12 protein-coding genes are annotated in these 13,318 nt (G+C 73.7%); 7 read left to right on the plus strand and 5 right to left on the minus strand.

Annotation, left to right across the window (positions count from 1 at the left end):
* Positions 1-116 precede the first annotated feature (116 nt).
* Positions 117-1,331: a mechanosensitive ion channel family protein gene (locus BJ981_RS32195; RefSeq protein WP_184617136.1), complete on the plus strand. Its 1,215-nt coding sequence runs from the start codon at positions 117-119 to the stop codon at positions 1,329-1,331.
* 57 nt (positions 1,332-1,388) lie between these two features.
* Here the strand turns inward: BJ981_RS32195 and BJ981_RS32200 are convergent, their stop codons facing one another.
* The 3 genes from BJ981_RS32200 to glgC form a co-directional block, all read right to left on the minus strand.
* Positions 1,389-2,963, minus strand: a complete 1,575-nt coding sequence (locus BJ981_RS32200; protein ID WP_184617137.1) for a pentapeptide repeat-containing protein — start codon at positions 2,961-2,963, stop codon at positions 1,389-1,391.
* An 86-nt stretch (positions 2,964-3,049) separates the two neighbouring features.
* A complete protein-coding gene (locus BJ981_RS32205) occupies positions 3,050-3,361 on the minus strand; it encodes a DUF5709 domain-containing protein (protein ID WP_184617138.1) in 312 nt (103 codons plus the stop codon).
* An 85-nt stretch (positions 3,362-3,446) separates the two neighbouring features.
* Positions 3,447-4,679 (minus strand): glucose-1-phosphate adenylyltransferase, encoded by a 1,233-nt coding sequence (gene glgC, locus BJ981_RS32210; protein WP_184617139.1) that lies wholly within the window; start codon positions 4,677-4,679, stop codon positions 3,447-3,449.
* Positions 4,680-4,747: 68 nt separating this feature from the next.
* On the opposite strand from glgC, the gene glgA reads away from it, so the two are divergent.
* The 4 genes from glgA to pgeF all read left to right on the plus strand — a co-directional run bounded on the left by glgA (position 4,748) and on the right by pgeF (position 9,064).
* The gene (gene glgA / locus BJ981_RS32215; protein WP_184617140.1) at positions 4,748-5,923 is read left to right on the plus strand and encodes a glycogen synthase; all 1,176 of its coding nucleotides are present in this window, start codon (positions 4,748-4,750) and stop codon (positions 5,921-5,923) included.
* A gap of 190 nt (positions 5,924-6,113) precedes the next feature.
* Positions 6,114-7,943, plus strand: a complete 1,830-nt coding sequence (locus BJ981_RS32220; RefSeq protein WP_184617141.1) for an AbeC-like domain-containing protein — start codon at positions 6,114-6,116, stop codon at positions 7,941-7,943.
* Positions 7,944-7,964: 21 nt separating this feature from the next.
* The gene (locus BJ981_RS32225; RefSeq protein WP_184617142.1) at positions 7,965-8,306 is read left to right on the plus strand and encodes a hypothetical protein; all 342 of its coding nucleotides are present in this window, start codon (positions 7,965-7,967) and stop codon (positions 8,304-8,306) included.
* A 71-nt stretch (positions 8,307-8,377) separates the two neighbouring features.
* Positions 8,378-9,064, plus strand: a complete 687-nt coding sequence (gene pgeF / locus BJ981_RS32230) for a peptidoglycan editing factor PgeF (RefSeq protein ID WP_184617721.1) — start codon at positions 8,378-8,380, stop codon at positions 9,062-9,064.
* On the opposite strand, the gene BJ981_RS32235 is transcribed toward pgeF, so the two are convergent.
* Positions 9,007-10,407 carry an acyltransferase family protein gene (locus BJ981_RS32235; protein ID WP_184617143.1) on the minus strand — a complete coding sequence of 467 codons (1,401 nt, stop codon included), beginning with the start codon at positions 10,405-10,407 and terminating at the stop codon, positions 9,007-9,009. The two genes, pgeF and BJ981_RS32235, sit on opposite strands and share 58 nt — an antisense overlap.
* Before the next feature lie 203 nt (positions 10,408-10,610).
* On the opposite strand from BJ981_RS32235, the gene BJ981_RS32240 reads away from it, so the two are divergent.
* Positions 10,611-11,858: a sensor histidine kinase gene (locus BJ981_RS32240; RefSeq protein ID WP_184617144.1), complete on the plus strand. Its 1,248-nt coding sequence runs from the start codon at positions 10,611-10,613 to the stop codon at positions 11,856-11,858.
* Positions 11,849-12,496, plus strand: a complete 648-nt coding sequence (locus tag BJ981_RS32245; RefSeq protein ID WP_184617145.1) for a response regulator — start codon at positions 11,849-11,851, stop codon at positions 12,494-12,496. Before BJ981_RS32240 ends, BJ981_RS32245 begins: the two co-directional genes overlap by 10 nt.
* A 7-nt stretch (positions 12,497-12,503) precedes the next feature.
* On the opposite strand, the gene BJ981_RS32250 is transcribed toward BJ981_RS32245, so the two are convergent.
* The gene (locus BJ981_RS32250; protein WP_184617146.1) at positions 12,504-13,247 is read right to left on the minus strand and encodes a GNAT family N-acetyltransferase; all 744 of its coding nucleotides are present in this window, start codon (positions 13,245-13,247) and stop codon (positions 12,504-12,506) included.
* Between the last annotated feature and the right edge of the window lie 71 nt (positions 13,248-13,318).

Here is a 13,318-nt window from a genome sequence, read left to right on the forward strand (position 1 = left end):
TCGTGTGAAATGCCTGGTTCTGTGATGATTCGTGGTGACCAGCCGCGGCCCCGGGGGCCGGCGGAGGCCACGATCCCCCGCCCTGACGGGAGCCGACGACGAAGGGGGCGCCGCCGGTGCCATCGCTAGGGAGCTGGACGCTGCTCGTGCTCACGGTCGTCGCGGCGATCGTCGCGGTCGAGCTGCTGCGGAGGCTGCTGAAGTCGCGCCGGGTCAACGGCAGGTTCTCCCTGGCCGGGCCGCTGGTCGAGCGCTGCACCTGGCCGGGCTTCGCCACCGCGGGCGTGGTCGCGTTCAACACGGTGTACGTCCCCGGCATGACGGGGAACACCGGCGCCGACGGCCGCCCCGTCCCGGGCCCGAGCGGCAACGCGATCGAGCAGGTCGTCACCCTCCTGCTCATCGCCTGCGTCGCCTGGCTGGTCATCCAGGCCGCCTACGCCGTCACCGACGTGGTGCTGGAACGGCTCGGCACGGTCGAGGGCGAGGGCAACCGCAGGGCGCGGCGCATCCGGACGCAGATCGCGCTGGTCCGCCGGGTCGCCGCCGCCGTGATCATCATCGTGGCCATGGGCGCCATGCTGTTCAGCTTCCCCGCCGTCCGCGCCCTCGGCGCGGGGCTGCTGGCCTCGGCGGGCATCGCGGGCGTGGTCGCGGGCATCGCGGCGCAGTCCACGCTCAGCAACCTCATCGCCGGGCTGCAGCTCGCCTTCAGCGACGCCATCCGCCTGGACGACGCGGTGGTGGTGGACGGCGAGTGGGGCCGCATCGAGGAGCTGACGCTGACCTACGTCGTCGTGCGCCTGTGGGACGAGCGGCGGCTGATCCTGCCGGTCTCCTACTTCACCACCAACCCGTTCGAGAACTGGACCCGCTACGAGAGCCGGGTCATCGGCCACGTCCTGCTGTACGTCGACTGGTCGGTCCCGGTGGACGAGCTCAGGACCGAGTTGTACCGGCGGCTGCGCGACCATCCGCTGTGGGACCAGAAGGACTGGTCGGTCCAGGTCACCGGCGTCCAGCCCAACGGCCTGGTGGAGCTGCGCGCGCTCATGAGCGCCTCCGACGCCCCGAGCGTGTGGGACCTGAAGTGCGACATGCGCGAGCACCTGGTCGCCTACGTCCGCGAGAAGTACCCCGAGGCCCTGCCGCGCCTGCGGGTCGAGGAGACCGCGTTCCCCGGCGGCCCCGAGCGCACGGGGACCCGGCCGGGCGCGGGCCTGCTCGGCGGGCCCCGCACGCCCTACCCCGACGACGTCGCCGGCTCCCAGCCGGACGGCGGCCCTCCTCCGAAGGCCGACGCCGACGCCGACGCGGGCCCGGCACGCTGACCGGACCGCGGCACGGCCCCGCGCGCGGCGGACGCGCGGCTCGGCCGGACGCGCGGCTCAGCCGGCCTGCGGCCGCAGCACCCGCGTGGCCCCCGCGATCAGCGCCGTCGCGAGGATCCACCCGGAGGCGATGAGCACGTTCGCCAGCCACTGCGTCCACCCCACCGGCTCCCACGCGGCGCGCTGCTCGAAGACGCTCACCGGCACCAGCAGGTCCAGCGTGTAGGGGAAGGCGTGGAAGACGCGCCGCTCGTCCAGGCCCACCTGGGAGGGCGGGTACAGCGTGAACACCACCGTGCCCGCGACGAGCAGCAGCCCGAACCACACCCCGGCCAGCCACGCGCGGTGCCCGTACCCGACGGCGACGTCCAGCACGTACCCGCCCGTCCGGCCCGCGACGCCGAGCGTGGCCCGCCGCGCCCGCTGCTTGGCCAGCAGGACGGCACGGGCCTCCTGGTCGTGGCCGATCCTGCGGTACCAGGTGGCGAGCTGCTCGTAGGGATGCGGACGGTAGCCCTCGGGGTCGCGCGCCAGCCAGGACAGGCGGTCGGCCAGCGTCATGCCGCCGCGCAGCGACTCGACGGTGAAGCCGTTGAGCCGCACGGCCGCGGGGTAGGAGCCGGCGGCGTCGAGCAGGACGCCGATCCGCGAGTATCCGAGGTTCACCTCCCCGCTCATCGACGTCGGCCGCAGGATCAGCTCGTCCACCTGCATGTGGCTGAGGTGCAGGCACCGCTCGCTCCCGGGCGCCGACAGCACCGCCTTGTCGAACGACAGCACCCCTCCCACCCGGGCGCCGCGGAGCCGGACCGTGCCCACGGCGGTGAAGCCGCCGCTGAACTCGATGCTGGACGCCTGCAGGTGGTCGGCGTACACGGCGTGCCCGCCCTCATTCTCGATCACGGCGCGCTGCAGGTACAGGCCGCTGTTGAAGCGTGCCCCGATCATGCGCAGGCCACCCTGCGCGCGCAGGTCGCGGCAGAACGCGCCGCCGTCCACGGTCAGGCCGCCCGCCCAGAGCGCCCACTGGTTCTGGTCCCAGCCGCGCTCGCGCTTCTCGGCGTCGGTGAACGGGCGGCGGGCGTTCTCCAGGTAGCTCTCGGAGGCTCCGCCATCGGGGTCGGGCGGGTGCAGGACGGTCCTGGCCAGGCGGAGCTGCCCGGTGATGTGCGCGTTGTCGAGCCGTAAGCCGGCGCGGATCGTGCAGTCGTCCAGCTCCAGCATCCCGTCGATCGTGCAGCGCGCCGCGCGCAGCCGGTAGATGTCGCAGCCGCGGAACCGCACACCCTTGGCGGTGGTGTCGGTCAGCGAGACGATGCCCGGCAGGTGGCAGTTCAGCAGGTGGAGCTTGGTGGTGAGCGCGGCGTCGGAGAGGTCGAGGTTCCCGGGGACGTGCGCCCCGGCCAGCCGCAGCCCCGCGACCTGCCCGGGTTCCGGCGGGTTGGCGCCCAGCATGAGCGCGGCGATCACCTCGGCCCGCACCGTGCGCGCCCGTCCCCAGGAGGCGCCCTTCGCGGGGTCGTCGGCGCCGGGGTCCCCGCTGCGCAGGTCCACCCACGCGCCGGAGGGGTAGGCGTCCCACACCCGTCGCTCCGCGGCGGTCAGCCGCCGGAACGGTCGTGATCTCCGCACACCTGGACTCTAGCGCGACGGCCCCGCCTCCGGCCGGTATGAAGTCCCATGGATCGGGGCAATCCAGTCCGGCCGTACGGCGTGGGTCAGTCGGGTTCGATGTGGATCGCCCGCTCCTCGGCCGACAGGTCGCCGTCGTCCGCTCCGAGGTCCTCGGCGTACTCCTCGGACTCTCTGTCCGGGCGGGCGCCCTCGTCGGGGGCCACCAGCCGGTGCTCCTCGCGCGGCGAACGGGCGCGGTCGGGGGCCTCCCGCCACAGGCGGCGATCGAGGTCGTCGCGCTGCCGCGGGTCGTCCGGGGTGATCTCGTAGCCGATGGGCAGGTTGTCGGTCCACTCCTCGATCTCGGTCAACTGCTCGTCGTCGCCCATGTCGGGCTCGCGTCTGGTCTCGCTCATACGCCGGGCCCTACCCCCGAACGGTCACATGTTGCCAAATCTCCGGCATGGGATCGGGCAACGGACGTGAGATCCTCGCCGGTCGCTACCGCTCGACGATCTCGTTCTTGCCGATCACCACCACGCCCCCGCGGGTCACCGCGAAGCGCGAGCGGTCGTAGTCGGCGTCCACGCCGATGCGCGCCCCGTCCGGGATCACCACGTTCTTGTCGATGATCGCGCGCCGCACCACCGCGCCCCGGCCGATCTTCACGCCGTGCATGAGCACCGAGTCCTCCACCTGGGAGTGGGAGTGCAGCACCACCCCTGGCGACAGGATCGACCGCCGCGCCGTGCCGCCGGAGACGATCACGCCGGGGGAGACCATCGAGTCCAGCGCGTGCCCCACCCGGTCGCCGTCCTCGTGGACGAACTTGGCGGGCGGCAGCGGGTCGTGGCCGGTGTAGATCGGCCAGCGGTCGTTGTAGAGGTTGAACACCGGCTGGGCGGACACCAGGTCCATGTGCGCGTCGTAATAGGCGTCCAGGGTGCCGACGTCCCGCCAGTAGCCGCGGTCGCGCTCGGTGGAGCCGGGCACCAGGTTGTGCGCGAAGTCGTACACCTCCGCGCCGCCGGACTTCACGAACATCGGGATCACGTCGCCGCCCAGGTCGTGCCTGCTGCTCGGGTCCAGCGCGTCCTCGCGCAGCGCGTCGATCATCGCCTGGGTCCTGAAGACGTAGTTGCCCATCGAGGCGTAGATCTGGTCGGGGGCGTCCGGCAGGCCGATGGCGTCCTTGGGCTTCTCGCGGAACGCGACGATCCTGCGCCCGGCGGGATCGGTCTCGATCACGCCGAACTGGTCGGCCAGCGACAGCGGCTGCCGGATGGCGGCGACCGTCACGTCCGCGCCGGAGTCGATGTGCTGGTCCACCATCTGGCGCGGGTCCATGCGGTAGATGTGGTCGGCGCCGAACACGATGCAGTGCTCGGGCAGCTCGTCGTAGATCAGGTTCAGGTTCTGGAACAACGCGTCGGCCGACCCGGCGAACCAGCGCGGGCCGAGCCGCTGCTGGGCGGGCACAGGGGTGACGTAGTTGCCGAGCATGGTCGACATCCGCCAGGTGCGCGAGACGTGCCGGTCCAGGCTGTGGCTCTTGTACTGGGTCAGCACGACCATGCGCAGGAAGCCGCCGTTGGCCAGGTTGGACAGCACGAAGTCGACCAGGCGGTAGATCCCGCCGAAGGGCACCGCGGGCTTGGCGCGGTCGGCCGTCAGCGGCATCAGGCGCTTCCCCTCGCCACCGGCCAGCACGATCGCGAGGATTCTCGTCGTCATGGCACCGACGTTACCCGCCTTTACCATGCCCAATCCGACGAAACACCGGCGAACGCTAAGGTCGTCCCATGCGAGTCGATCTCCTGAGCCGCGAGTACCCGCCCGAGGTCTACGGCGGGGCCGGAGTCCATGTGGAATACCTCGCCAGGGAGCTGAGGAAGCTGGCCGAGGTGCGCGTCCGCTGCTTCGGCGCGCCGCGGGCCGAGACCGGGGTGGACGCCTACCGGGTCCCGGACGGCCTCGGCGGCGCCAACGCGGCCCTGCAGGTCTTCGGCGTGGACCTGGAGATGGCCGCCGCCTGCGCCGGCGCGGACCTCGTGCACAGCCACACCTGGTACGCCAACCTCGCCGGCCACGTCGCCAAGATGCTGCACGGCGTCCCGCACGTGGTCACCACCCACAGCCTGGAGCCGCTGCGCCCCTGGAAGGCCGAGCAGCTCGGCGGCGGCTACACCCTGTCCTGCTGGGCCGAGCGCACCGCGCTGCTCGCCGCCGACGCGGTGATCGCCGTCTCGGAGGGCATGCGCCGCGACGTGCTGGCCTGTTACCCCGAGATCGCGCCCGAGCGGGTCAGCGTCATCCACAACGGCATCGACACCGCGCAGTACGCGCCCGACCGCGGCACCGGCGTCCTGGCCCGCCACGGCATCGACCCCGGCCGGCCGTACGTGGTCTTCGTCGGCCGCATCACCCGGCAGAAGGGCCTGGCCCACCTGCTGCGCGCCGCCCGCGCCTTCGACCCGGGCGCCCAGATCGTGCTCTGCGCGGGCGCTCCCGACACGCCCGAGATCGCGGCCGAGGTCACCGGCCTGGTCGAGGAACTGCGGACGGGCCGGGCGGGCGTCGTGTGGATCTCCGAGATGCTCCCGAGGCCCGAGGTGATCCAGATCCTCACCGGCGCCTCGGTGTTCGTGTGCCCCTCGGTGTACGAGCCGATGGGCATCGTCAACCTGGAGGCCATGGCCTGCGAGACCGCCGTCGTGGCCACCGCGACCGGCGGCATCCCCGAGGTGGTCGCCGACGGCGAGACCGGCCTGCTCGTGCCCATCGACCAGGGCGTCGACGGCGAGCCGCACGACCCGGAGGCGTTCGCCGCCGCCATCGCCGAACGCGTCAACGCCCTGCTCGCCGACCCGGCGCGCGCCGCCGCGATGGGCGAGGCCGGCCGCCGCCGCGCCGTCGAGCACTTCTCCTGGCCCGCGATCGCGGCGCGCACTCGGGAGCTCTACGCGACATTGCTCTAAGAAACGTTATTAGCGTCGGTCCGAAAAGGGGCTCGACCCCCGGCCGTTCCTACTGATTCCCGGAAGATTCTCGCCGTACGTCGCGCCCTTTGCCGGTATCTCTGAAACATCTCTGGAAAAGCCCCCTTATAAAGGTGGGCCGCTCTAGGCTTGCCGCAGCCGTGACGCTCGGAGGACGCCGGGAGGACGCATGGTCGTGGAGGATCCCCGGGCGGGCGGGCCCCAGGCGGGGCAGGCGGGCCAGACCGGGCAGTACGGGGCGCCGTACGCGGTCCGGCCGCCCATGGGCAACACGACGCGCTACCTGTGCGCCGGGGCGTACCTGGACACCGGATTCCGGAACAGGGTCCTGGAAGAGACATTGCGCGATGAGTTCCGCGCGATTCCCCCCTCGTACGGCGATTTCGACGTGGCCCCGGTCATCCACCACTGCCGTCGCGCCCGCACCATGCTGGCGGTGCGCGACCTGCTCATCACGCTCGTCTTCGTCGTGGGGCTCTTCACGCAGTTCGTCACCACCTTGGGCTGGCTGTTCGTCCTCACCCCGTACGCCCTGCTGACGCTCGACCGGATACGCCGCGGGCCGCTGGTCGTCCGCCTGCTGCTGTGGGCCTGGGCGATCTACTCCGGCTTCACGATCGTGATCACCGCGCTGGTCGCGTTGTTCGTGAGCGTGCTCGGCCCCCTGGTCGGCCTGTTGTTGTTCGGCGCGCCCGGCACCGGCGCTTCCAGCCTGATGCTGCGCTCGGCCGGGTCCACGCCGGTCGGCGTGTTCGCCGTGCCCCTGGCCACGCTCGGCATCGCCCTCGCCTACCGCGTCGTGACCTACCTGACGCTCGTCGGCTCCCTCAAGCCCGGCTCGCCCGAGCCCGAGCCCGCCCGGCCCGACCCGCCCAAGCTCGCGCGCCGTCTCGACTACATCCGCAGGGCCCAGCGCGGCAACGTCACCATGTACGCCAACGAGGACGCGTTCATGGGCGCCGGCGCCATCGAGCGCGCCTGGTCCATCGCGGTGGAGCTGGACCGCGCGCGGGGCGCCGACGGCGGAGAGCGGCGGCAGGCGCCCGCCGACATCGACCCGGTGGAGCTGCACGCCCACGTCCGCGACCGGCTCGTCCAGATGCGCGACGGCGTGCTCAGGCAGAACGAGAGCCTCCACCTGCTGCGCATGGGCGACCACGTCGTCACCCGCGGGGCGTTCGGGACGCCGGGCCCGGGACGTCCCCTCCACCCGCTGATCATCCACGGCGGGCCGGGGAAGGCGCCCGGCCACGAGCGGCCCGAGGACCAGGGACGCCCCCGCTACCAGGCCACCCCCGAGGAGATCGCCGCCGTCATCCGCCACCCGCAGGGCGGCGTGCGCTACTACCAGCGCGTCACGGTCGGCGGCTCGGGCCAGGAGATCCGGGACGCGCACGGCGGGCTGGTCGCGCCCGCGGAGGACCTGGAGGTCCTCACCTCGGCCTTCATCTACCTGGCCGTCGAGGGCCGCATGCTGTACACGCAGTTCGTCGTCACCGTGCTGCCGCCCGCCAAGGCCCTCTACCACATCGTCGACGAGCTGCCCACGATGAACGTGGCACGCCTGGTCTGGGAGGCCGTCCGCGCGCTGAAGCTCCACCTGCTCGCCGACGTGGCCGCGGCGCCCGCGCGCCTGGCCCGCACCGCCTGGCAGGCGGCCCGCCGGGCCCTCACCGCCCCCGACCCCGCCGACTACCTGGTCTACCGGTACGGCGCGCGGCTGAGCGCGCGGGAGATCGGGGCCGCCCCCGAGCCCCAGACGCACATCCAGGTGCTGGACACCCTCAAGTACACCAAGCTGATCGAGCAGCGTCTCACCGAGGCCGTGCTCGACTTCCTGGAGGAGCGCGGGATCGACACCGCCGGCTACCGCCTGCAGGCCGCGAGCGTGTCGATGAACACGCTCATGGTCGGCGCGGGCGGCACCGTGAGCGGGCCGGTCAGCTTCGGCGCGCACTCCTCCGCCACCGTCAACAACCTGGGCCGCGCGCCCGTCTGAGGCGATCGGGAGGACCATCCGATGGGCGACGAGTATCGCGTCGAGGTGAGCGGGCGCGCCGACGGGCCGATCGCGCTCGGCCCGCACGCCCGCGCCACCGTCAACAACATCGGCGCGCCGGTCTCCCGGGACGACGCCGCCGAGCTGCTCGACCGGCTGGAGCGGCTCATCGACGCGCACGCCGGCGAGATCCGCGACCCTGACAAGGCGTCCAGGGACCTGGCGGACGTGCGCGGCGAGCTGGAGGAGGCGTCCCCCGACCGCGACCGCGTCCTGGACGCGCTGCGGCGGCTCGCGGCCCGGGCGGCGGAGGTGACGGTCATCGTCGAGGTCGTCTCCCAGGTGCGGGAGCTGTTCTCCTGACCCACGCGCCCCGCCCCGTCCCCGCGGGCGCTCAGTACACTGGCGGCGTGCTCGTGATCGACCGGGTCAGGATGGCCTTCACCGACCGCCACGGGGGAGTCAGCTCGGGGGCGTACGGCACGCGCAACCTCGGCGGCGGCGTGGGGGACGACCCCGGGGCCGTCGCGGAGAACCGCGCGCGCACCGCCGAGGGCTTCGGCCTCGACCCCGCGGGCGTGGTGTTCATGCGGCAGGTCCACGGCCGCGACGTCGCCCACGTGACCGGGCCGTTCGGCGGCGAGCCGCCCCCGCTCGACGGCGTGTTCACCGACAGGCCCGGGCTCGGACTGGCGGTGCTGGTCGCCGACTGCGCGCCCGTCCTGCTCGCCGACCCCTCCGCCGGCCTGGTCGGGGCCGCGCACTCCGGCCGCGCCGGCACCGCCGCCGGGGTGGTGACCGCCCTGGCCGAGGCCATGCGCGCCCGCGGCGCCCGCGACCTGGTCGCGCTGGTCGGCCCGCTCGCGTGCGGTGCCTGCTACGAGGTGCCCGAGGCGATGCGCGCCGAGTTCGCCGCCGCCCTGCCCGAGGCGTGGTCGACCACCCGCGCGGGCACCCCGGCCCTGGACCTGCGGGCCGCGATCGCCGCTCAGCTCGCCCGTGCCGGAGTGGAGGACGTCCGCCACGACGCGCGCTGCACCATCGAGACCGCCGAGCTGTTCTCTCACCGGCGCGACCGCCCGACCGGCAGGTTCGCCGGATACGTCTGGCTGGACGGCTGAGCGGCCGGCGCCGAGAGCCCCGCCACCGCCGCCGTGCGGGACGCGCGTGCGCTCGCCCGCCGCCGCATCGGCGTGACCAGCGCCACCCCCGTCAGCACGGCCGCCGCGCCCAGCATCGGGGCGACGCCCGGCGCGAAGCCGGTGACGGTCAGCGTGAGCAGCCCCGCCCCCGCCAGGCCCGTCGCCGCGGCGACCCGGAGCGCGCCCGGGTCCGCGCCGGCCGCGGCGGGCGGCTCCTCGTGCCGCGCGAACAGCCGGATCAGCGGCCAGGCCACCAGCGCCAGCGCGGCCAGCCACAGCGGCCACCCCGCCAGCCACGCGGCGCTCGCCGGTGCGGGGGTCGCCAGGCCGAAGCCGACCACGGCCACGCCCGCGACGACGAACAGCGCGCTCATGTGCCACAGGTAGACGGTCATCATGCGCGGGCCCGCCCACGCCGCGACCCGCGCCACCCGGGGACGCGCGGCCAGGCGGACGATGCGGGGACGCAGCAGCATCGCCAGCCCGATCTGCCCGAACGCCACGCCGAGCAGCGCCACGGTCGGCGGGGCCATGTTGGAGATCGCCCCCGGCAGGCCGATCATGCTGCCCGGGTACGGCCCGAAGGCGACCAGGGCGGCGGCGGTGGCGAACCCGCCCGCGGCCATGAGCCGGAACCCGGCGAGCCTGCCCTTGGCGTAGAGGAAGCCGAGCTGGTGGACCGCCAGCCAGACGAACACCACGTTGGCGTACCCGGCCGCCTCGGCGCCGGTGAACCGGATCACGTCGGTGAGCACGGCGGCCACGGCCAGCGCGGCGGGCACGCGCCCGCCGAACCGTTCGCCGAGGCGCAGCAGCCACGGCGTGGCCGCCACCGCGACCAGGTAGATCGCGAGGAACCACAGCAACTGCCCGGCCAGCCGGGCGGCGACCAGCACGGGCTGCTCCGCCAGCCCGAGCGCCAGCAGCAGGTGGGGGAGCGGGATCCACACCACCGCCAGCGGGAGCACCGGCCAGGCCAGGCGCCGCACGCGGCCGGCCAGCCAGCGCGCGTCCCCGCCGCCGCGCGCGGCGTGCGACCGGTGGCTGATCGCGTTGGCGGCGCCGCCGGCGAAGAAGACCAGCGGCATGACCTGGGTGATCCAGGTGATCAGGAACGCGCCCGGCGCGCTGAAGGCGTTGCCCGTGGTGACCTGTCCCCCGGCGTAGGAGAGGACCGGGATGCTCCAGTGCTCCAGCACCACCATCCCGATGCCGAACAGCCGCAACAGGTCGATGAACACGTCGCGGCCGGGGCGGGTCCTGGCAGCCGGGGGCGGTGGTCCGGCCGGGGTGACCGGGGGGACGGCGAGCTGGGCGGGCATGAGGGCACCTCGTATGACGGGGAGAGGAATCCGGGTGGAGAACCCGTGCTCCGACCCTCTCGCCGCGGGCGGGGCGCGCGCAGTGACGGCTGCGGGTGTCTTGCCGTCCGCTCACCTGACCGGTCGCGGTAGTGCTGGCCCTACCGTCCACTGGCCTGTGCGCTGGCTCGAAGCGCCCCCTCGGGCCTCGTACCTTTGAGGGCATGACCTCCCCTTTCAAGCGTCTCGGCACGGACACCCGCTATCTGCTGCTGGGCTTCCCCCTGGCCGTGCTGAGCTTCTGCCTGCTGCTGCCGGGCCTCGTGGCCGGGATCGGCACGGCCGTGGTGTGGCTGGGGCTGCCGATCCTGGCCGTGACCCTGCTGGCGGCCAGGGGTTTCGCCAACGTCGAGCGCGGCTGGCTCCCCGAGATCCTCGGCAGGCCCGTGGCCCTGCCGCGCCGCAAGCGGGCGCCTGAGGGGGCGGGCCGGACGCGCCGGCTGATCCAGCCGCTGCTGGACGGCCAGTCGTGGCTGGACCTGCTGCACGGCATCGTGGTGTTCCCCGTGGCGGCCATCACCTTCGTCCTGACCGTTGCGTGGTGGGGCGTGACGCTGACCGGGCTGCTGTACCCCCTGTACGGATGGATCATCCCCCAGTCGCACGACAACGTGCAGCTCCCCGAGCTGCTCGGCCTCGGCAGGGGCTACACCGTGGACGCGCTGTTCTACGTCGCGGTCGGGGCGGTGTTCGGGCTGACCCTGCCGCTGGTCCTGCGGGGCGCCGCGCTGGTGCAGGCCGGTCTCGGCCGGGCGCTGCTCACCGGGGTGGCCGAGCTGCGCGAGCGCATCGACGACCTCACCGAGGGACGCGCCGCCGCGGTGTCGGCCGAGGCCGACGCCCTGCGCAGGCTGGAGCGCGACATCCACGACGGGCCGCAGCAGCGCCTGGTCCACCTGGCGATGGAGCTGTCGCGGGCCCAGCGCCAGATGCGCAAGGACCCACAGGCCGCCCAGGCGACGATCGCCGAGGCGATCACCGCGACCCGTGACACGCTGGACGAGCTGCGCGCCCTGTCGCGCGGCATCGCGCCGCCGATCCTCAGCGACCGCGGCCTCGCCCCCGCGCTCGCCGCGCTCGCCGGCCGCTGCACGGTCCCGGTGGAGCTGGACGTGCAGACCGCCGAGCGGTACACGGCCGTCGTCGAGAACACCGTCTACTACGTGGCGGCCGAGTCGCTGACCAACGTCGCCAAGCACAGCAGGGCCGAGCTCTGCACGCTGTCGCTCGTCCGCCTGGGGGACACGCTGGTGCTGAGCATCGGCGATGATGGGGTCGGCGGCGCCCACGTCGCCAAGGGGCACGGTCTGTCCGGCCTCGCCGACCGGCTGCGCGCGGTCGACGGCGAGCTGGCCGTCCAGTCGCCCGTCGGAGGTCCCACTTTGATCGTCGCGGAGGTGCCGTGCGGGTAGTCGTCGCCGATGACGCCGTGCTCATCAGGTCCGGCCTGATCAGGCTGCTGGAGGAGTTCGGCTGCGAGGTGGTGGACGCGGTCGGCGACGGCGACGCCCTGGTGAAGTCCGTCGTCGCCCACCGTCCCGACATCTCGGTCGTGGACGTCCGCATGCCGCCCGGCTTCACCGACGAGGGCCTGCGCGCCGCCGTGGAGGCCCGGCGGCGGGTGCCGGGCTCCCCGATCATGATCCTTTCGCAGTACGTCGAGGTGTCCTACGCCGACGACCTGCTGGCCGACGCGCGCGGCGCGGTCGGCTACCTGCTCAAGGACCGCGTGGCCGACGTCGACGAGTTCCTGGAGGGGCTGCGTCGCGTGGCCTCCGGCGGCACCGTTTTCGACCCCCAGGTGGTGGCCCAGTTGATGGTCAGGCGACGGCGCGACGACCCGCTCGCGTCGCTGACCCCGCGCGAGCGCGAGGTGCTCGGCCTGATGGCCGAGGGGAAGTCCAACCCGGCGATCGGCCGGCAGCTCGTCATCACCGACGGCGCGGTCGAGAAGCACGTGCGCAGCATCTTCAACAAGCTCGGCCTGTACGCCGACGACGGCGACCAGCACCGGCGGGTGCTCGCCGTGCTGGCCTACCTGCGCTCCTGACCGCCGCTCAGCCGGGGACGACGACGGTGACCGACGAGAGCACGTGCCGGAACCCGAGGCGCTCGTACAGCCGCCGGGCCGGGTTGCCCTCGGTGACGGCCAGGCCGAGCGCGGGCAGCCCGTGCAGGGTGGCCAGGGCGAGCGCCCGGCGCAGCATCACGGCGCCGAGGCCGGCGTACCGCGGGTTCGGGTCGCGGAAGACCTCGTAGATCCACGGGCCGGCGAGCGGGGGGTCGCCGTGGCCGCCGACGAGCACCCCGGCGACCACGCGGTCGTCGCGCAGCAGCAGCCCCCCGCAGGGCAGCAGCGGGCCGTAGGACTCGCCGGCCAGCAGCGGCGCGAGCTCCCCTTCGAGGGCCTCGGCGTCGGTGATGGGATTGTGGTCGGGGTGGCCGGCCGGATAGGCGGCGCGCCAGGCGGGGAACACCTCGGCGGCGGGGACGGCGTCGCAGGACACCACGCCGTAGCCGGTCTCGGCCCATTCCGCGGGGGCGGGGTCGACGCGCAGGTCCCGCGAGTGGACGTGGGCGTGCCGCCGCGGGCGGGCGCCCGCGGCGACCAGGCGGCGGGCGAGGTCCTCGTCGCAGGAGATCACCCAGCCCGGCATCTCGCGCAGGATCACCTCGACCGCGCCGGGGGCGAGCTCGCGGGCGAGGTCGGCCCAGGGACGTCCGGCGCGCGTGCTCTCGACGTAGCTGAGCACCGGGCGTCCGGCCTGGTCGGTGGCCGTCCGGCGGCTGAGAGTCTCCACGCCGTCCAAGTTAGGGCCGTCCGGACCGAACGGCCACTGCTTTTCGGGTGATTTGCCCTGGTTGCCGACTC

The organism is Sphaerisporangium krabiense, from assembly GCF_014200435.1.
GTDB classification, from domain to species: domain Bacteria; phylum Actinomycetota; class Actinomycetes; order Streptosporangiales; family Streptosporangiaceae; genus Sphaerisporangium; species Sphaerisporangium krabiense.